The organism is Geothrix oryzisoli, from assembly GCF_022808865.1.
Classification (GTDB): domain Bacteria; phylum Acidobacteriota; class Holophagae; order Holophagales; family Holophagaceae; genus Geothrix; species Geothrix oryzisoli.
Genome location: NZ_JAKZLB010000001.1, coordinates 643,370 through 662,315 on the forward strand (window position 1 = coordinate 643,370; position 18,946 = coordinate 662,315).

At 68.8% G+C, this 18,946-nt stretch carries 18 protein-coding genes; 14 read left to right on the forward strand and 4 right to left on the reverse strand.

Annotated features, from left to right (window positions below):
- The first annotated feature begins 6 nt into the window (after nucleotides 1–6).
- The 5 genes from MLE43_RS02880 to MLE43_RS02900 all read left to right on the forward strand — a co-directional run bounded on the left by MLE43_RS02880 (nucleotide 7) and on the right by MLE43_RS02900 (nucleotide 6,002).
- Nucleotides 7–2,691, forward strand: a complete 2,685-nt coding sequence (locus MLE43_RS02880) for a sensor histidine kinase (protein WP_243301543.1) — start codon at nucleotides 7–9, stop codon at nucleotides 2,689–2,691.
- Nucleotides 2,688–3,383 (forward strand): response regulator, encoded by a 696-nt coding sequence (locus MLE43_RS02885; RefSeq protein WP_243301545.1) that lies wholly within the window; start codon nucleotides 2,688–2,690, stop codon nucleotides 3,381–3,383. Before MLE43_RS02880 ends, MLE43_RS02885 begins: the two co-directional genes overlap by 4 nt.
- 159 nt (nucleotides 3,384–3,542) lie before the next feature.
- Entirely contained in the window at nucleotides 3,543–4,472 is a 930-nt protein-coding gene (locus MLE43_RS02890; protein ID WP_338029062.1) for a UbiA-like polyprenyltransferase, read from the forward strand.
- A gap of 60 nt (nucleotides 4,473–4,532) precedes the next feature.
- The gene (locus tag MLE43_RS02895) at nucleotides 4,533–5,525 is read left to right on the forward strand and encodes a M23 family metallopeptidase (protein ID WP_243301548.1); all 993 of its coding nucleotides are present in this window, start codon (nucleotides 4,533–4,535) and stop codon (nucleotides 5,523–5,525) included.
- A gap of 18 nt (nucleotides 5,526–5,543) precedes the next feature.
- Nucleotides 5,544–6,002 carry a bactofilin family protein gene (locus MLE43_RS02900; RefSeq protein WP_243301550.1) on the forward strand — a complete coding sequence of 153 codons (459 nt, stop codon included), beginning with the start codon at nucleotides 5,544–5,546 and terminating at the stop codon, nucleotides 6,000–6,002.
- Between the two features lie 15 nt (nucleotides 6,003–6,017).
- Here MLE43_RS02900 and ruvB read toward each other — a convergent pair whose 3' ends face one another.
- On the reverse strand, nucleotides 6,018–7,031 hold the full coding sequence (gene ruvB, locus MLE43_RS02905) for a Holliday junction branch migration DNA helicase RuvB (RefSeq protein ID WP_243301560.1): 1,014 nt from the start codon (nucleotides 7,029–7,031) through the stop codon (nucleotides 6,018–6,020).
- Between the two features lie 117 nt (nucleotides 7,032–7,148).
- On the opposite strand from ruvB, the gene MLE43_RS02910 reads away from it, so the two are divergent.
- Both MLE43_RS02910 and ispF read left to right on the forward strand, forming a co-directional pair.
- Nucleotides 7,149–8,675: a sensor histidine kinase gene (locus MLE43_RS02910; RefSeq protein ID WP_243301566.1), complete on the forward strand. Its 1,527-nt coding sequence runs from the start codon at nucleotides 7,149–7,151 to the stop codon at nucleotides 8,673–8,675.
- Nucleotides 8,672–9,163 carry a 2-C-methyl-D-erythritol 2,4-cyclodiphosphate synthase gene (ispF, locus tag MLE43_RS02915; RefSeq protein WP_243301568.1) on the forward strand — a complete coding sequence of 164 codons (492 nt, stop codon included), beginning with the start codon at nucleotides 8,672–8,674 and terminating at the stop codon, nucleotides 9,161–9,163. The genes MLE43_RS02910 and ispF overlap by 4 nt, the downstream gene beginning before the upstream one ends.
- On the opposite strand, the gene MLE43_RS02920 is transcribed toward ispF, so the two are convergent.
- On the reverse strand, nucleotides 9,160–10,500 hold the full coding sequence (locus tag MLE43_RS02920) for a CCA tRNA nucleotidyltransferase (RefSeq protein WP_243301570.1): 1,341 nt from the start codon (nucleotides 10,498–10,500) through the stop codon (nucleotides 9,160–9,162). The two genes, ispF and MLE43_RS02920, sit on opposite strands and share 4 nt — an antisense overlap.
- A complete protein-coding gene (locus MLE43_RS02925; protein WP_243301573.1) occupies nucleotides 10,500–10,982 on the reverse strand; it encodes a GNAT family N-acetyltransferase in 483 nt (160 codons plus the stop codon). The genes MLE43_RS02920 and MLE43_RS02925 overlap by 1 nt, the downstream gene beginning before the upstream one ends.
- A gap of 17 nt (nucleotides 10,983–10,999) precedes the next feature.
- Here MLE43_RS02925 and MLE43_RS02930 point away from each other — a divergent pair, with 17 nt between their 5' ends.
- Both MLE43_RS02930 and MLE43_RS02935 read left to right on the forward strand, forming a co-directional pair.
- Nucleotides 11,000–11,938 carry a thiamine pyrophosphate-dependent dehydrogenase E1 component subunit alpha gene (locus tag MLE43_RS02930; protein ID WP_243301575.1) on the forward strand — a complete coding sequence of 313 codons (939 nt, stop codon included), beginning with the start codon at nucleotides 11,000–11,002 and terminating at the stop codon, nucleotides 11,936–11,938.
- A gap of 92 nt (nucleotides 11,939–12,030) precedes the next feature.
- Complete coding sequence (locus tag MLE43_RS02935; protein WP_243301576.1) at nucleotides 12,031–13,200, forward strand: acetate/propionate family kinase; 1,170 nt, start codon at nucleotides 12,031–12,033, stop codon at nucleotides 13,198–13,200.
- A gap of 64 nt (nucleotides 13,201–13,264) precedes the next feature.
- On the opposite strand, the gene MLE43_RS02940 is transcribed toward MLE43_RS02935, so the two are convergent.
- Nucleotides 13,265–13,717: a hypothetical protein gene (locus tag MLE43_RS02940; RefSeq protein WP_243301579.1), complete on the reverse strand. Its 453-nt coding sequence runs from the start codon at nucleotides 13,715–13,717 to the stop codon at nucleotides 13,265–13,267.
- Between the two features lie 326 nt (nucleotides 13,718–14,043).
- On the opposite strand from MLE43_RS02940, the gene MLE43_RS02945 reads away from it, so the two are divergent.
- Genes MLE43_RS02945 through arfB form a run of 5 tightly spaced genes read left to right on the forward strand, consistent with a single transcriptional unit; the run spans nucleotide 14,044 to nucleotide 18,938 of the window.
- Complete coding sequence (locus MLE43_RS02945) at nucleotides 14,044–15,264, forward strand: efflux RND transporter periplasmic adaptor subunit (RefSeq protein ID WP_243301580.1); 1,221 nt, start codon at nucleotides 14,044–14,046, stop codon at nucleotides 15,262–15,264.
- Entirely contained in the window at nucleotides 15,248–15,946 is a 699-nt protein-coding gene (locus tag MLE43_RS02950; RefSeq protein ID WP_243301582.1) for an ABC transporter ATP-binding protein, read from the forward strand. Before MLE43_RS02945 ends, MLE43_RS02950 begins: the two co-directional genes overlap by 17 nt.
- Nucleotides 15,947–17,197 (forward strand): ABC transporter permease, encoded by a 1,251-nt coding sequence (locus MLE43_RS02955; protein ID WP_243301583.1) that lies wholly within the window; start codon nucleotides 15,947–15,949, stop codon nucleotides 17,195–17,197.
- The gene (locus MLE43_RS02960) at nucleotides 17,190–18,503 is read left to right on the forward strand and encodes an ABC transporter permease (RefSeq protein WP_243301585.1); all 1,314 of its coding nucleotides are present in this window, start codon (nucleotides 17,190–17,192) and stop codon (nucleotides 18,501–18,503) included. The genes MLE43_RS02955 and MLE43_RS02960 overlap by 8 nt, the downstream gene beginning before the upstream one ends.
- Before the next feature lie 9 nt (nucleotides 18,504–18,512).
- Nucleotides 18,513–18,938 carry an alternative ribosome rescue aminoacyl-tRNA hydrolase ArfB gene (gene arfB / locus MLE43_RS02965; RefSeq protein WP_243301595.1) on the forward strand — a complete coding sequence of 142 codons (426 nt, stop codon included), beginning with the start codon at nucleotides 18,513–18,515 and terminating at the stop codon, nucleotides 18,936–18,938.
- The last annotated feature ends 8 nt before the right edge of the window (nucleotides 18,939–18,946 follow it).

Sequence of the window (18,946 nt, forward strand, 5' to 3'; positions counted from 1 at the left end):
AGGGGCATGGCCCTCCCACGCCCCGACCCTGATGCCCTGCTCCGCAAGGTCCAGGCGGAGGAGGCCCGGGAGAACCGGGCGAAGCTCAAGGTCTTCTTTGGCGCGGCCCCGGGTGTCGGCAAGACCTACGCCATGCTGTCCGAGGCGCGGGAGCGGAGCCTGGAAGGGGTCGATCTCGTCCTCGGCATTGTCGAGACCCATGGCCGGAGCGAAACGGCCGCCCTGGCGGAAGGGCTGGAGACCCTGCCGCGAAAAGAGCTGGCGTACGCTGGCCAGTTCTTTCCCGAGTTCGACCTGGACGCCGCCCTGGCCCGCCGGCCGGGGCTGATCCTTGTGGATGAGCTGGCCCACACCAACGTGATGGGCTCCCGGCACGCCAAGCGCTGGCAGGATGTCATGGAGCTGCTGGACGCCGGCATCGACGTCTACACCACGATGAACGTCCAGCACCTGGAGAGCCTCAAGGACGTCATTGCCCAGATCACTGGCGTCACGGTGCGGGAGAACGTCCCGGACACTGTCATGGAGCGCGCGGACGAAGTCGAGCTGGTGGACCTGTCCCCCGAGGACCTGCTGATCCGGCTCAAGGAGGGCAAGGTCTACCTCCCGGAGCAAGCCCGCCATGCCCGCGAGCACTTCTTCCGCAAGGGCAACCTCCTCGCGCTCCGTGAGCTGGCCTTGCGCCACACCGCGGAGAGCGTCGATGCCCAGATGCGGCGTTACATGGCGTCGGAGGGCATCCGGAAGACCTGGGCCGCTGGCGACCGGCTCCTGGTCTGTGTGGGTCCGGACGGCCTCTCCGAGCGCCTCATCCGAGCCACGCGCCGCATGGCGGGGTCCCTCGGAGCGTCGTGGGTCGCTCTCTACGTCGAATCCCACCGCCACCTGAAGTTCAGCGAAGCGGAGCGGAGTCGCGTCGAGGCCAACCTCCGGCTGGCCGAGAAGCTGGGCGGGGAGACGGTGGTCATCGAGGGCGGCGGCAGAACGGACGAGGACATCCTGGCCTTCGCCCAGGACCGCAACATCACCAAGATCGTGGTGGGGAAGCCGTCCCGCCCAAGGTGGATCGACGCCTTCGCCGGATCCCCGGTGGATGACCTCATCCGCCACAGCGGGAACATCGACATCTACGTCATCACCGGCGAGACGGCGAGCCAGGCCGGTTCACCGGGCCTCCGTTCCCGCATCACGAGCCCACTGCGGAACTACCTGCTCAGCGTCATCACGGTGGGGCTCTCGACCGCGGTCGCGGGCCTGATCTTCCGGCGCACCGAACTGGCGGACATCGTGATGATCTACCTCCTCGGCATCCTCATCGTGGCCACGCGGTTTGGCCGGGGGCCCTCCCTGCTGGCTTCCCTGTTGAGCGTCGCGGCCTTCGACTTCATCTTCGTGCCCCCCTATTTCACCTTCGTGGTATCCGACTTCCGCCACGTCGGCACCTTCTCCGTGATGCTCCTGGTGGGGGTGGTCATCGGGAACCTCACCGAGCGGATCCGGGCCCAGGCCCGCCTGGCACGGGCCCGGGAGCAGCGGACCCAGGCCCTCTTCCGCCTGGGACAGGAGCTGGCCCGCAGTGCGGGAACCACGGCCCTTGTGACTTCCGCGATCCAGAACGTCACGACCCAGTTCCAGAGCCATGCGGTGATGCTGCTTCCGGACACCTCGGGACGCCTGGAACCTCCAACCCATCCTCTCGCCTTCCCGCTGAATGACCAGGAACAGGGCGTGGCCCAGTGGGTCTTTGAGCATGAGGAACCCGCCGGCTTGGGCACGCTCACGCTCCCGGGGGCCCGCGCCACCTACCTGCCGCTCAAAGGTTCAAAAGGCACCCTCGGCGTGCTGGGGGTACTCCCGGATGGGGCACCCCAGTGGGTGGAGCCGGACCAGCGCCAGCTGCTGGAGGCCTTCACGACCCAGACGGCCCTGGCCCTCGAACGCTCCCTGCTGGCCGAGCAGAGCACCGCCGAGCGCCAGCGGGCGGAGGAGGAACGCCTGCGGAACGCGCTGCTCAGCTCGGTGTCGCATGACCTGCGGACCCCACTGGGCGTCATCACCGGCGCCGTAAGCACGGTCCTGGAGACGCCTGACCTCTCCGACGCCACCCGGCGCGACCTCCTGACCTCGGCTCAGGAGGAGGCCCAGCGGCTGCACCGCCTCGTCAGCAACTTGCTGGACATCACACGCCTCGAGGCCGGCGCCCTGGAGCTCCGCACCGAGTGGATCCCCGTGGAGGAACTGGTGGGCGCCGCCCTGGACCGCCGCGAGCTGGGGGCGGAGTCCGCACGGGTGAAGGCCCATCTGCCCGAAGATCTGCCGCTGGTGGCCATGGATCCCGTCCTCATGGAGCAGGTGCTGGTGAACCTCCTCGACAACGCGCTGAAATACTCACCGCCGGGTTCCCAGGTGGACCTCAAGGCCTGGGCCGCGGGGAAGTCCCTCACCCTCTCCGTGACAGACCGGGGCCCGGGCATCGCCCCCGGGGAGGAAACCCGGATCTTCGAGAAGCTGGCCCGGGGCGAAGCTGCCGTGGGGCGCCCGGGTGCGGGGCTGGGTCTGGCCATCTGCAAGGGCATCGTGGCCGCCCATGGAGGCCGCATCCAGGCCGTCAACCACCCCCAGGGCGGCGCCCAGTTCCTCGTGAGCCTTCCCCTGGGCACACCCCCACCCATGCCCGAGGAGGGCGCATGACCATCCCCGGCCCGCAGGTGCTCCTGGTGGAGGACGAGCCCCAGATGCGCCGGTTCCTCCGGGTGGCCCTGGAGAGCGGCGGGTACCGCTACCTCGAGGCCGCCTCGGGCCAGGAGGGCCTGACTCTGGCCGTGCAGCACCGGCCGGACGTGATCCTGCTCGACCTGGGCCTTCCCGATATGGATGGCCTCGACCTCATGACCCGGCTCCGGGAGTGGAGCCGGGTCCCGGTCATCGTCATCTCCGCCCGCGGCCAGGAGACGGACAAGGTCGGCGCCCTGGACGTCGGCGCGGACGACTACCTCACCAAGCCGTTCGGCACGGGCGAGCTGCTGGCCCGCATCCGGGTCGCCCTGCGCCATGCGGATCCCGGAACCGCCGAGGATCCCAGGTTCACCCTGGGGCGGTGGCAGGTGGACCTGGCCAAGCGCCAGGTCCTGGTCGAGGGTCGGGAGATACACCTCACCCCGCTCGAGTACCGCCTCTTCACCACCCTGATCCGGCACGCCGGGAAAGTGGTCACCCACCGGCAGCTCCTGAAGGAGGTCTGGGGCGGCGTGGCGGGTGCCCAGCCTCTCTACCTCCGGGTCTACATGGCCCAGCTCCGCCACAAGCTGGAGGAGGATCCCTCCCGGCCCCGGTACCTGCAGACGGAGCCCGGTGTGGGCTACCGGCTGAAGACCGAAGACTAGGCCACCTCCCGGCGACCCCTGGGGGCAATCCGAGGCGAGACAGCGATCCGGATTCACTGGATCATGGTTCCAATGGATAGCCTGATGAACCACCCAGACCCGATCCCAGAGCCCTCCGACCCCGAAGCGGCCCACCCGGAAGGAGCGGCCGGAGAACCGATCGGGGAGGCGAGCCCAAGGCAGGAGCCAGATCCCGCGTCCACGGGCCGGTCGTCTTTCAACCAGGCGAGGGAACTGCTCGACATGATCAAGTTCGAGCACACGGTCTTCGCCCTGCCCTTCGCTTTCCTGGGGGCGCTGGGGGCGGCCCAGGGGATTCCGCCCCTGCGGACCATCCTGTGGATCCTGGCGGCCATGGTGGGGGCCCGCACGGCCGCCATGACCTTCAACCGCCTGGTGGACGCGGATGTGGACGCGGAGAACCCGCGCACGGCAAGCCGTGCCCTGCCTGCGGGCCGGGTCTCCCGGGCCGGCGCCATGACCCTGATGGGGGCCGGCATCGTGCTCTTCGGGGTGGCCGCCGGTGCCCTGGGGCCGCTGACCTGGATCCTGTCCCCCCTGGCCCTGGTCATCATCCTGGGCTATTCGCTGTGCAAGCGGTTCACCTCCTGGGCCCACCTCGCGCTGGGGCTGGCCCTCTCCGGGGCGCCCCTGGGTGCCTGGATCGCGGTGTCGGGACGCATCGAGGCGCCCGCCCTCTGGCTCTCGGGCGGCGTCCTGGCCTGGACCGCCGGCTTCGACATCCTCTATGCCCTCCAGGACCAGGACTACGACCGCAGCAAAGGGCTGCATTCCGTGCCGGCCCGGCTCGGAACGGGCGGCGCCCTGGCGCTCTCCCGCGCCTTCCATCTTCTGGCCCTGGCCGCCTGGGCCATGTTCAACGTCCAGATGGGCAGCCATGTGGTGGCCTGGGCCGGGTGGGCCACGGTGGCGACCATGCTGGCGCGCGAGCAGTGGCTCGTACGGGGCGGCGATCTCTCCCGCATCGACCAGGCTTTTTTCACTTTGAACAGTCTGGTGGGGCTCGTGTTTTTCCTTGGCCATGTCTTGGAATGGTGGCTCTCTCGGTCGTTGCTGGCTCCGATCTAGATCGTTCGTTGTAAGAAGACGAGTCGAAGCTTCGCGGATTCCCAGGTATGCTGAGGGGCCATGTCCACTCCTCAGCCCGAACGCCGACTCGCTGTGCGCTCCAGCCGCCCCGATCCCGTGCGGTGGCTCACGGTGATGGTGGTCTTCAGCCACCGCACCATCCGCTGGTCCCTGACCCGCAGGACCATGCTCTGGATCATCGGCCTCGTCGCCGGTTTCTGGGCTCTGGCCATGATCGGGTCCGGCTACGGGTTCTGGGCCACGAAGAAGATCATGAGCTTCGGCCGCCTCCAGAAGGAGACCCAGGAGCAGCAGGAACAGCTCCGCTCCTCCCTGGATCAGGCGCAGGCCCTGGAGACCGAAGTCGCCACCCTCCGGCAGCAGCACACGGAACTGCTGAAGCTGCTCGACCCCAAGGCGCCGGCCGCTCCGCCCCTTCCGGCCCCGCCGGGCCAAGCAGCCCCTTCCACCGCCGCTCCTTCCACCGCCACGCCTCCGCCGGGCGTCCGCGACCGCCTGTCCCGCCTCAAGCAGGACCTCGACTACACCGCCAAGCAGGCGGCCGTGGTGCGGGCCCGCATGGAACCGGTGTTGCGGGCCTGGGCCCACACGCCCTCCATCCCGCCCACGGCCGGCTACCTCAGCTCGGGGTTCGGTGTGCGGGTCAACCCCTTCTCCCGCTCCAACGAAGCTGGGGATGGCCTGCTGGGCTACCACACCGGCATCGATATCAGCAACGCCCTCGACACGCCCATCCAGGCCACCGCCGACGGCGAGGTCGAGGAAGCCGGATGGATGGACCGCTACGGCTGGGGGGTCCGGATCCGGCACAACGGTGAGCAGGAGACCCTGTACGCGCACATGAATCACCTCAACGTCAGGACCGGGCAGAAAGTATCCCGCGGGGATATCCTGGGGAGCATGGGACGCTCGGGGAACGCCACCGGCGTCCACCTCCATTACGAAGTACGGCTGAACGGAAAGCCCACGAACCCCCAGCCCTACCTCCGTCTCCAGCGCCAATGGGTCCGGGCGCTGGGCAAGTCGTCCTGACATCTGAAGGAGCAAACCATGGCTGTCTTCCGCAACAGCAAGTCCAGGCCTGATGCCGCCCCCGCCATCCATTCCCTGCTGGGCAAGGACGTGGTACTCACCGGCGAGATCCACACCGGCTCCCAGAGCCTGCGCATCGAAGGCAGCGTCGAGGGGATCATCCATTCCACCGGCGAGATCTCCATCGCCCCAGGCGGGCTGGTGAAGGGCACCATCCACGCCAAGCACCTGGTGGTGACGGGCCGGGCGGAAGGGACCATGAAGATCACCGAGTGCCTCGAGATCCACGGCACCGGCTACGTGGAAGGGGATGTGGAGGTTGGCTCCCTCGTCGTGGACGAAGGCGGCACCCTTCAGGGCGTCTGCGTCCGCCGCGACCAGACCCGCAACCTGGACGCCATCGGTACGGCCAAGGGGGGCACCCTCGCCCTGTCCCACTCCGGATCGAAGACCCTCGACACCCTCGAGACCAACTGATCAGCGGCCCGCCCCTCAGCGGAACAGCGGCCCCGGATCCGACTTCACCCCCAGGTAGGCGTAGGCCGCATCCGTGGCCTTCCGGCCCTGGGGCGTGCGATCCAGGAAGCCCACCTGCATGAGGTACGGCTCGACCAGGTCCTCCAGGGCGCCTTCGTCCTCGCCCAGGGCCGCGGCCAGGGTCCGCAGGCCCACCGGGCCACCCCGGTGCTTGTGGCAGAGGGTCTGGAGGTAGTCCCGGTCCAGGCCATCCAGGCCCAGATCATCCACCTCGTGCAGCTTCAGGCAGGCCTCGGCGGATTCCATGGTGATGGTCCCGTCGCCCTTCACCTCGGCGTAGTCCCGGCATCGCCGGAGCAGGCGGTTGCAGATGCGCGGCGTCCCCCGGCTCCGGCGGGCGATGGCCTCGGCCCCTTCCGTCGCCAGGTGGATGCCCAGCAGATCCGCCGACCGGCGGGCGATGATGGCAAGGTCCGCCCGGGTGTAGAACTCCAGGCGATGCACCAAACCGAAGCGGTCGTGCAGCGGTTTCGAGAGGAGGCCGGCGCGGGTGGTGGCCCCCACCAGGGTGAAGGGCCGAAGATCGACCTTCAGGGTCTGGGCGCTGGGGCCCTGGCCGATGAGGATGTCGAGCTTCCGATCCTCCATGGCCGCGTAGAGCAGTTCCTCGATGGGAGCGGAGAGGCGGTGGATCTCGTCGATGAAGAGGAATTCCCCGGCTTCCAGGTTGGTGAGGATGGCCGCCAGGTCCCCCTTCTTCTCCAGGGCCGGGGCCTGGATCACCTTGCAGGGGGCTCCCATCTCGTTGGCCAGGACATGGGCCAGGGTGGTCTTCCCCAGGCCCGGGGGGCCGAAAAGCAGCACATGGTCCAGCACATCACCCCGCTTCGTCGCCGCCTGGAGGGCGATCTCGAGGCGGGCCTTGACCTTGGCCTGGCCGATATATTCCTGGAGCCGCTGCGGCCTCAGCGAATATTCAACGGGATCCTCCAGGTTGGCGGTGGGATCAAGGTCGGGGTGCCGGTGCATGGCCTCTATTCCCTCACGGGACTTCCACTTGTGTCCAGCCAATGGCCGGATAATCTTGGGATCGCAGACCAGAGCCCGTTCCTCCTCTCACCCCCTGATGACCGCCCGGGAGATGCCGTGGCCCAGCGCTACCAGCTCCTGATCAGAGACCGACACGGGTTCGAGCGGACCGTGCCGCTCGCCCGCTCGGTCACCGTGGGTCGGCAGGGCCTCTGCGACGTGGTGCTGTCGGACAACATGATCAGCCGGAACCACCTGCGCCTGGAGCTGCAGGAGGACACCTGGTGGGCCGAGGACCTGCAGACCACCCACGGCAGCTTCTATCAGGACAAGCCACTGGGGCGTACGGTCTGGGAGCCCGGAACCCCCCTGCTCCTGGCCGACGGCGCCTACACCCTGACCCTGCTCCGCACTGACCACAGCAGCTCCGAGATCCACCTCCAGGCCATCCTCGACGCCGCCCAGCTCCTGGCCCAGGAAGTGGACCTGGAGGACATGCTCGAACAGTCCCTGGATCGCCTGCTCAGCATCTCCGGAACGGACCGGGGCTTCCTCATGCTCCTGGAGGACGGCGAGCTGGCCTGCCGGGTCCAACGGAACCTGGGGCAGGAGCTGGAAGGCCAGATCCAGCTGTCCATGTCCAGCGTCCACAAGGTTTTCGAATCCGGGGAGCCCGTCTGGATCCTCAATGTCGCCGAGGATGGCCAGCTGCTCAGCCAGCACTCGATCCAGCGCCTCGAGCTGAAGACCATCCTCTGCCTGCCCCTGCTGCTCCAGGGCCGGCGCATCGGCGTGGTCTACCTGGACAGCCGTCGTCCCATCGTCGAGCCGCCGGACCGCCCCACCTTCGAGGCCATCGTCTCGCTCTGCGCCATCGCCATCGAGCGGACCCGCCTGTCCGAGGAGAACCTCCGCGGCCACGTCCTGGCCACCGTGGGCCAGGTGGCCAGTTCCATCGTCCATGACTTCAAGAACGGCCTTTTCGTCCTGCGCGGCCATGCGGACCTGCTCGAGCTGTCCACGGAGGACAGCAAGGTACGCCACCACAGCCGCAAGATCCTGGAATGCGTGGACCGCCTCACGCACCTCAGCCAGGATGTGCTGGACTTCGCCAAGGTGCGCGAGCCCCGGCGGGAGACGGTGGATCTCCGCCCCTTCTTCGATGCCATCATCGAGCCGCTGGTGCCCCGAGCCGCCGAGATGGGTGTGACCCTCCGGGCCGAGGGGACCTCCTGCCTCGTCAAACTGGATCCCGGCCGTTTCACCCGGGTGATGGAGAACCTCCTGGCCAACGCCCTGGACGCCACCGTCGGCATCAGCGGCGAAGTGCTGGTGACCTGGGCCCAGGTCACCAACGGGGCGCAGATCCGTGTGAAGGACCAGGGACGGGGCATCCCCAAGCGGGTGGTCAAGCGGATCTTCGAGCCCTTCTTCAGCTACGGGAAGAAGAAGGGGACCGGACTGGGCATGGCCACCGTGAAGAAGATCGTCGAGGAGCATGGCGGCACCCTGGAGTTCATCACCGTGGAGGGCGAGGGGACCGAGGTCATCATCCTGCTGCCCGACCACCCCATCACCGGGGCGATCAAGGTGTCGGACGAATCCACGGGCGAGCACCGCAACCTTGGGGTGGAGCGGGTATGAACGCCTTCCGCACCGGCCTGGGCTTCGACGTCCACCGTTTCGCGGCACCCGAGGACGGCCGGCCCCTGAAGCTCATGGGCTGTGACATCCCCCACGACCGGGGCCTGGCGGGCCACAGCGACGCCGATGTGATGCTGCATGCCCTCATGGACGCCCTGCTCGGAGCGGCCGGTCTCGGTGACATCGGCCTCCATTTTCCGGACACGGATCCCGCCTACCGGGGCGCCGATTCGGCGGGCCTGCTCGAAAAGGTGATGGGCGACCTCGCCGAGCGCGGGTGGCGGGTGGTGAATGCCGACGTCTGCCTCATCGGCGAGCGGCCGAAGATCGGGCCCCACCGGCAACGGATGCGCGACCGCATCGCCCCGCTGCTGGGCATCCACGCCGAGGCCCTGAACGTGAAGGCCACCACCACGGAGAAGCTGGGCTTCACGGGGCGCGGCGAAGGCCTCGCCGCCCAGGCGGCGGTGCTCATCGAGCGGATCTAGGGCCTTTGCCGGACCAGGCTTGCCAGGGTCTCGGGCGTATTGAGACCGGGATCCTCGATCACCGCCTCCAGCAGGTCGCGCTGCAGCTCCCCGAGCCACGGACCGCCCGGCCGCCCCGTCAGGGCCATGAGCGCCGCGCCATCCAGGGCCAGGGCCCTCACGGTCAGGGGCGGGGCCGCGGCCGCCACGGCTTCGAGGCGCGCCATGATGGCGGCGTGCCCGTGCTCCCGGGCTTCCCCGTCCATGCCCTTGGCCTGCTGGTCCGCCAGTCGGAAGGCCCCCCAGCGCGCCACTTCCAGCCCATCCTCCGCGAGGCGCCGCAGGAACCGGCGGCAGGCCGCCTCGCTCCACTCCGCCGTGGGGTGCGTGCCATGGTGGCGAACCAGGGCCAGCACATCATCCCGGAGGGCGCGGGCCGCCTTGAGGCGCTCGAGGATGGCCGTGACCAGCAGGAGCGAACCGGCCTCGTGGCCGTGGAAGCGCACCTCGCCATCCGGTCCCAGGGTCCGGGCCGCAGGCTTGCCCGCATCGTGCAGCAGGGCCGCCCAGCGGAGCCCCGGGTCGGCCGGCACCCGCCGCACAACCTCCAGGGCATGGCGCCACACATCCCAGCGGTGGTGGCGATTCTGGCCGCAGCCGAGCATGGGCCGCAATTCCGGCAGCCAGAGGTCCAGCAGCCCGGTCTCGGCCAGGAGGTCCAGCCCCCGCTGGGGCTCGGCCCCGCAGAGCAGCTTGGTGAGCTCGGTGAGGACGCGCTCCGCCGCCACCTTCCGGGCCACCGCAAGGCGCTCCGGAATGGCGGCCAGGGTCGCGGCTTCCACCTCGAAGCCCAGCTGGGCGGCAAAGCGGCAGGCCCGCAGCGTGCGGAGTCCATCTTCAGCGAAGCGGAGCAGAGGATCGCCCACGGCCCGGAGGGTCCGCGCCGCCAGGTCCGCCCGGCCGCCGAAGGGATCCACCAGGTCGCCGCCACCCACCGGCAGGGCCATGGCGTTGATGGTGAAGTCCCGGCGGGAGAGGTCCTCCTCGAGGGAGACCCCCAGGCGCACGCTCTCGGGATGGCGGCCGTCCAGGTAGTCCCCATCGCTGCGGAAGGTGGTGATCTCGATGGGCCGTTCTTCGAGGATCACCGTCACGGTGCCGTGCTGGAGCCCCGTGGGAATGGCCTTGAGGCCCGCGGCCCGCGCCCGGTCCATCACGGCCCGGGGCATCAGCCGCGTCGCCAGGTCCCAGTCGGAGTGGGGCCGGCCCAGCAACTCGTCACGGACGGCGCCGCCGACCACCACCAGCTCCGCCTCGGGCCCCAGGGCCTCCTGGAGGCGGAGCAGCGGGGCCCACATCAATCCGCGCCCCCGGCCAGGCGGGCCAGCGCCTCGCCCTCCACCCGGCAGGTGAGCCAGGGGTGCAGCACCTTGGCCCCGTGGGCCTCGTAGAACTCGATGGCCGGCGTGTTCCAGTCCAGCACCTGCCACTGGAACCGGGTCCACCCCTCCTTCACCGCGAGCGCCGCCAGATGCTGGAGCAGGGCCTTGCCGATGCCCTTGCCCCGGAAGGCGGGCCGCACGAACAGGTCTTCGAGGTAGAGGCCGGGCTTGCCCTCCCAGGTGCTGAAGTTTAGGAACCAGAGGGCGAAGCCCGCCGGCTGGCCATCCCATTCCGCCATGGTCACCTTCACCAGCGGATGGTCGGAGAAGGCGTAGCGGCGGATGTCCGCCTCCGTGGCCACCGCCGCCTCGGGCTCGCGCTCGTAGTCCGCCAGCTCGCGGATGTAGTCCAGGATCAGCGGGGCATCGGTGGGGACGGCGGGACGGAGGCTCAGCATGGGTCTATGCTAACCCGATGGATCAGGAAACCGCCCTGCGCCTTCACCAGGCCATGCTGCTCACGAGACTTACGGAAGAACGGCTGGTGAAGCTCTTCCGCCAGGGCAAGACCCTCGGTAGCATCTATCGGAGCCTGGGCCAGGAAGCCACCTCCTGTGCGACCGCCCTGGCGCTGGGCCCGGACGACGTGATCGCCCCCATGATCCGCAACCTGGGGTCCATGTTCGTCCGGGGCGCCACGCCCATGGAGATCTTCCTCCAGTACCTGGGCCGCGCCACCAGCCCCACCGGGGGGCGCGAACACAACAACCACTTCGGCTCCGTGGCCCGGGGCATCCTCGCGCCGACCTCCATGCTCGGTGCCCTCATCCCGGTCATGGCCGGCGTGGCCCTCAGCTTCCGGCAGAAGGGCGAGCCCCGGGTGGCCATGACCTGGATCGGGGACGGTGGCAGCTCCACCGGGGCCTTCTACGAGGGGCTCAACTTCGCCGTGGTCCAGAAGCTCCCGCTCATCGTGGTCGGCGAATCCAACGGCTACGCCTTCTCGACTCCACCGGACCGCCAGATGGCCGGCCGGATGTCCGCCCGCTCCCAGGGGGCCTTCACCCTGACCGTGGACGGCAACGATGCCGGCTCGGTCTATGCCGCCGCGACCCAGGCCCGCCAGCGCTGCCTGGACGGGAAAGGCCCGGTCTTCCTCGTCTGCGAGACCTTCCGCCTGAAGGGCCATGCGGAACATGACGACCAGCGGTATGTGGACCCAGGACTCCTGGCCGAGTGGACCGCCAAGGACCCCCTGCCCCGTTTCGAAGCCTGGCTCGGGCTCAGAGGCTGGGCCCCGGCCCCGGACCTCCGGACCCGCCTCGAAGCCGAACTCCTGGCCGCGGCCGAAGCGGCGGAGGCCGCTCCCTGGCCTGATCCAGCCACCCTGGCGGCCGGAGTCTTCTCGATTTAGAGCCCCTCCCGGCCCATGGGGACCGCTTCATCCACAATGAGGCCCCCATCACGTTCCATGGGGGCTAGACTTTCCCTGTCATGGGGGATTCTGTGTTCGTTCTCGTTCTGAATGCCGGCTCTTCGAGCCTGAAGTTCAATCTCTTCGACATGGTGAATGAGGCGGTCATCGCCGAAGGCAACGCCGAGCGCATCGGCCTTGCCGATGGCATCCTCGCGTTCAGCATCGGCGGTGAGAAGCGGAAGGAGGCCCTTCCCCTGCCCACCCACCGGGAGGCCCTGGAGGCCATCCTGGAGCGGCTCCACACCAACGTGCTCCATGAGACGCCGGTCCATGCGGTGGGCCACCGGGTCGTCCACGGCGGCCCGAAGTACGGCGATTCCGTCCTGGTGACGGACGAAGTGCTCCAGGACATCCAGGACTTCGCGATCTATGCGCCCCTCCACAATCCGGCCAACGCCCTGGGCATCCGGGTCGCCCGTGAGACCTTCCCGGACGTGCCCCATGTGGCGGTCTTCGACACGGCCTTCCACCACAACATCCCCGATCACGCCCGCACCTACGGCATCCCCTACGAGCTGAGCCAGAAGTACGGGATCCGCCGCTACGGCTTCCACGGCACCAGCCACGCCTATGTGGCCGCCCGCACGGCCATCCTGCTTTGCCGGCCCCTCCGGTCCCTGAAGGTCATCACCTGCCACATCGGCAACGGCACCAGCATCTGCGCCGTGGGCCAGGGCAAGAGCATGGACACCAGCATGGGCATGACGCCGCTGCAGGGCGTCATCATGGGCACCCGCTGCGGCACCATCGATCCCAGCGTGGTGGAGATGCTCATGGAGCACGAGCACCTGGACTACGCGGCCATCACGGACCTGCTGAACAAGAAGTCGGGCCTGCTGGGCATCTCCGGCGTGTCCTCCGACTTCCGCGAGATCGAGCTGGCCGCGGACAGTGGCAACGACCGCGCCCGCCTGGCCCGGGATCTCCTGACCTACAACGTGCGCCAGTTCATCGGCTCCTACGCCACCGTCCTGGACGGCGTGGACGCCATCACCTTCACCGCGGGCATCGGCACCCACAGCACCTATGTCCGCGCCAAGGTGTGCAGCAAGCTGGGCTTCCTGGGCGTGAAGCTGGATCCCGAGGCCAACGAGCACGGCACCGGGGAGCGCATCATCAGCACGCCGGATTCCCGCGTCGTGGTCACGGTGGTGCCCACCAACGAGGAGCTGATGATCGCCCGGGAGACCATCCGGTAGCGCTCGGCCTGTCTCACGAAAGCGGCCCCCGTCCGGGGGCCGCTTTCGTGAGGAGAGCCAAACCTTACTTGCCCTGGGCCTCCATGTGCTCGCCCTTCCGCTCTGTGCGCTGGCCGCGGCGCTCCTTGCGCTCGCCCTGGCGTTCATTTTTCGCCCCGCGCCGCTCCTGTCTCGCGCCCTTGGCATCCTGGGCCGCGCCCACGGCTTCGCGGCGCTCGCCCTTGCGCTCGAGGGCGGTTCCGGCCTTCACATCCCCCTTGGCCGCGAGAGCCTCGCCCCGCTTTTCCATACGGGCACCCTGCCGCTCCTTCCGCTCGCCCTGGCGCTCATTGCGCGCGCCCCGGCGTTCCTGGCGCTCGCCCTTGCGCTCCTGAGCCTCGCCCCGGCGCTCGATGCGCTCCCCCTTCTGTTCCACCTGCTGGCCGGTCGGCGGGGGCACGGGGGCCTGGGCCATGAGGGAGGCGCCGATGAGACCCACCGCCACGATGAGGGCCACACGCTTCTGGGTGTTCGACATGATGTGCTCCTGGGGCGGCCGAGCCGCGAAGGGGAATCGTCCCGGAACGGCCTGATGCCGTCCGCGTGCCAACTCACAACACCATTAGTCCCGAGCAATTGGAGAAGGTTTAAGCCGCCCGCCGTGGAACGTTGCCACAGGGCCTGAGGCGGGACGCCACAACTGGGGCGCCACAAGGGCGCTCCCCGGTGGGTCCGGCCCTTGGCCGGCGCCCAGGCGCCACCGGCCGAAACCGGCCCCACGGGCCCCCTAAACGACCCCAGACTCTGCTGCGTAGGCCATCCATCATCCCGGCAGGTCCGGCGTCTTTCCCATCAGGGGGATTCATGAAGAAGCGGTGGGTCATCGTCTCCGTGGCCGGAGTCGCCTTGGCGACCGGCATGTTCTTCTCCCTCAGGGGCGGCGACGGCAAGGGCAAGAAAGCGGAAGCCAGCACCCCCTTCCGCCTGGGCAAGGTCCAGGCCGAGGATCTCCAGGTGAGCGTCCGGGAGGTGGGCGTGGTGGATCCGCTCACGAAGGTGGATGTGAAGTCCACGGTGTCCGGCCGCATCGTGGGGCTGAAGGTCCGTGAGGGCGCCACCGTGCGCGCCGGCGAGATGCTGGCCGAGGTGGAACCCGACGTGAACCAGGCCCAGACCCTGTCGGATGTCCAAGGCAGCGTCTCCCAGGCCCGCGTGAGCTTCAAGAATGCGGAACGCGACTTCGCCCAGCAGGCCGAGCTCTTCAAGTCCGGACTCATCTCGGACCAGGCCTACCGTACCGCGAAGACGACCAGGGATCTCGCGGAAGAGAACTACAAGAGCGCCCAGACCCGGTACCAGATCGTGGAGGATCGCGGCATCCCCATCAGCGGGAACGCCTCCACCCAGCTGGCCCGCGTCACCGCCCCCATGAACGGTGTGATCATCAAGCGGGGCGTGGAGCTGGGCGACACCATCACCTCGGGTGTCAGTTCCTTCAATGCCGGCACGGTGGTCTTCACCGTGGCCGACCTGGCTTCGCTCATCGTGAGGGTGAACCTCAACGAAGTGGACATCGCCAAGGTGAAGGTGGGCCAGACGGTGCGCATCACGCTGGACGCCTATCCCCAGAAGGCCTTCACGGGCAAGGTGCGCTTCGTGGCACCGGCCGCTGACCTGGTCGAGAAGATCAAAGTCTTCAAGGTGGAGATCGCCCTGGACGAACTCACCGAGGCCTTCCGCACCGGCATGAGCGCCAATGTGGAGATCCTCGGCGAAAAGCGGGACAAGGCCGTGAGCGTGCCCCTCGAGGCCCTCCAGCGCCGGGACGGCCAGACCGTGGTCTACCGGCTGAAGGAGAACCTGCCCCCCCAGGATCTCGCCAAGGCCAAGGAGGGCCTCAGCGGGCGCGGCAAGTTCATCTGGCTCTCGGACCACTGGAAGGAGTTCTTCGAGGTGGTTCCCGTCCGGGCCGGCATCGCCACCCTTGAGCGCGTGGAGATCCTCTCCGGCCTCAAGGCCAACGATCAGGTGAGCCTGGAAGACCCCAGCAAGAAGAAGGTCGAGAAAGATGATGAAAACAACTAGCCCCATCATCCAGACCCAGGGCCTCACGAAGGTCTACGGCGCCAATGGCACGGCGGTCCACGCGCTGCGGGGCATCGACCTGAGCGTGGCCAAGGGCGAGTTCGTGGCCCTCATCGGGCCCTCGGGCTCGGGCAAGTCCACCCTCATGGCCATCCTCGGCTGCCTGGACCTGCCCACGGAGGGCACCTACACGCTGGACGGCCACCAGGTCCAGGGACTCTCGGGCGGCGAGCTGGCGCGGATCCGCAACGAAAAGGTGGGGTTCGTCTTCCAGAGTTACAACCTGCTGCCCAAGGCCAGCATCGCCCGCAACGTGGAACTGCCCATGCTCTATGCGGGCGTGGGCCGGAAGGAACGCCGCGAGCGGGCCCTGATCCTGCTGGAGAAGGTGGGCATCGCCGACAAGGCCGACAAGCTGCCGGGCACCCTCTCCGGCGGCCAGAAGCAGCGCGTGGCCGTGGCCCGGGCCCTGGCCAACGATCCGGCCCTTCTGCTGGCGGACGAGCCCACGGGCGCGCTGGACTCCCGGACCGGGGCCGAGGTGCTCGACCTCTTCAGGGAACTGCACAGCCAGGGCAACACCCTGCTGCTCGTGACCCACGATCCCTCCATCGCCGCCCAGGCAGAACGGAAGATCGAGATCAAGGATGGCCTCGTGGCCACCGCCGAGGGGGCGGCCTAGATGCGCACTTCCGGCGCCTTCCGCGAGCGGCTGTTCGGAGCCTGGGTGGAGATCCGGGAGAACCTCGGCCGCTCCGTCCTGCAGGCCCTGGGGGTGCTGCTGGGCGTGGCCTCCGTGCTCGGCGGCTTCTCCATCTCCGACAGCCAGCGCAAGCGGGCGGATGAGATGTTCGTGAAGATGGGCGGCCTGGACAAGCTGAACGTCCAGCCCAAGGCCGCTGTGCGCGACGGCCAGCCCACCGCGCTCCAGCAGGCCAACCTGGGCCTGCGCGACGCCGACGCCATCGGCGGCGAGGCCCTGAAGGCGGATGCCATCCAGGGCGTGAGCCGCCAGAAGTTCGCCCGGTCCCGGGTGGTCTCGGCCTATGGGGACCAGGACCGCCAGATCAGCGGGATCGGCGGGGACTTCATCCCCGCCAACGGGTACGCCGTGGCCCGGGGACGGGCCTTCTCCGCCTCGGAGATGGACACGGGCGCCCCGGTGGTGATCCTCGGCACCGAGGCCGCCCAGACCTTCTTCCCCAAGGGCGACGCCATCGGGCAGACCCTGCGCATCGGGTCGGTCCCGGTCACGGTCATCGGCACCTTCGGAGAGCGGGTCTTCCGGTTCCGCGAGAACCAGCGCAACCAGTTCTGGTGGCGGAACCGCATCATCGCCGTGCCCGCGAATCTGGTGCAGCGGCGGATGAACGGCGACGCCTACCGCCGGATCGACCGCATCACCTTCCGCATCCCCGACATGGCCGTGATGGGCTCCTTCGCCAAGCAGCTCTCCAGCCTGGTGAAGGCCAACCACCGCCTCCAGGAGGACTTCCGCCTGGATGACGTGGCCGCCCGCATCCGCCGGCGTGAGAGCCAGGGCGACGTCTACGACATCATCTTCATGCTCTCGGGCGTGCTGGCCCTGGTGGGCGGCGGCATCGTGAACGTGAACATCCAGATGGCCGGCCTCAAGGAACGCGTCCGCGAGGTGGGCGTGAAGATGGCCATCGGGGCCTCCGGCCGCGAGATCTTCAAGGGCTTCATGACCGAGGCCCTCCTGCTCACGGCCCTGGGCAGCCTGGCGGGCCTGGTGCTGGGCGTGGGCTTCTCCTGGATCATCACCAAGAGCATCGGCATTCCGCTCTACATGACCCCCGCCAGCTTCCTCTGGGCCTACGTGCTGGCCGCGATCTCCGGCTTCCTGTTCGCCCTGTATCCAGCCTGGAAGGCCTCGCGGCTGTCCCCCATGGAGGCCCTGCGCTATGAGTGACGGGACCGTCCTCCTCCGCTCTCCCGGCCCTTCCCTGCTCGAAGGCAAGGCCCCGGCGCCCCGTTCGAAGGCGCGCGGTTTCAGCTTCGCCATGCTCTGGGAGGTCGTCCGGACCGGCCTGGTGGAGCTGTGGGCCCACAAGGTCCGCAGCCTCCTCACCCTCACCCTGCTCATGCTGGGGGTCTTCGCCCTGGTGGTGATGACCTCGGTGCTGGACGGCATCATGGACAAGGTGAGCACCGGCTTTGCCGGCATGAGCTGGGACGGTACCGTCCGCATCGCGCCCAAGTCCGCGGAGACCGCCGAGGAGCGGAGCCGCTTCGTCATGAGCCCCGGCCTCCGGAATGAGGACCTGAGCCGCCTCACGGCGCCCCATCCGAAGGTGCTGGCCTTCCTCCCGCGGGCCCAGCGCACCTCCTCAGTGCGCGTCACCGGCGATACGGAGCGCATCTTCGTCACCGGCGTCACCCCAGACTACGCCGTCTGGATGAACCGCCCCATCGGCCTGGGCCGCAACCTCACCGAGGACGACCAGCGGCGCCGCTCCACGGTGGCGGTCGTGGGGGCGACGCTGGCGGCCAAGCTCTTCGGCGGCGCCGACCCCGTGGGCCGCGACCTCACGGTGGAGGGCGTTCCCTTCCGCATCGTGGGCGTCCAGGCCCCGGGCCAGATCTTCAATGAGGAGAACTACACGGATGCGAACGGCATCCTGGTCCCCCTCGAAGCCTACATGGACCGCATCGACCCCACCCACAAGCTCGCGCAGGTCACCGTGAAGCTCCGCCGCACCGAGGATCTGGGCGAGGTGTCGGCCATGCTGCTGAGCCGGGTCCGGCAGGCCCACCATGGCATCGAAGATGCCGAAGTGGTGGACCTGGACGCCGAGGCCGCCAAGAGCTACCAGAACTTCCTCGAGCAGCTGCACGGCTGGCAGGTGGTGCTGCTGAGCCTGGCGGGCACCGTCCTGCTCGTGGGCGGCGTGGGCGTGCTGTCCGTGATGCTCATCAGCTTCAGCGATCGCCGCTTCGAGATCGGCCTCCGGAAGGCCCTCGGGGCCTCCGATCACGAGATCTTCATCCAGTTCCTCCTGGAGGCCGTGGTCCTGGCGGCCATCGGCGCCCTGCTGGGCACGGTCTCCGGCGGCCTGCTCTGCCAGGCCCTCGCGGCCAATTTCCCGTACGGCCTGGTCGTCAACCCCGTGGGTCTCATCACCGCCTGGATCGTGGCCCTCGTGCTGGCCCTGGTCTTCGGCCTCTATCCGGCCTTCCGCGCCATGCGGCTGAGCCCCATGGAAGCGATGCGCTAGGATTCAGGGATGGCCGATCCCATCCAAGTCACCGCCGCCGTCCGGGTCCCCGGGGATGCCATCCGGTTCAAGGCGGTCCGCGCCGGTGGCGCCGGGGGCCAGAACGTCAACAAGGTGTCCTCCAAGGTGGAACTGCGCATCGACCTGGCGGCCATCGAGGGACTGCCGGAGGATGCCCTGTTCCGCCTGCGCGCCGCCCAGCGCAACCGCCTGGATGCCGAGGGGCTCTGGATCGTCCTCAGCGACCGCACCCGGGACCAGCTCAAGAACCTGGAGGATGCCCGTGAGAAGGCCGCCGAGGCCATTCGCGCCGCCCTGGTGCGCCCCGTCGCGCGGCGGGCCACCCGGCCGACGAAAGCCTCCAAGGAGCGCCGCCTCGATGCCAAGAAGCGGGCGTCCGACATCAAGCGCCGACGCAGCGGACCCCTGGAGTAACCTGAAGG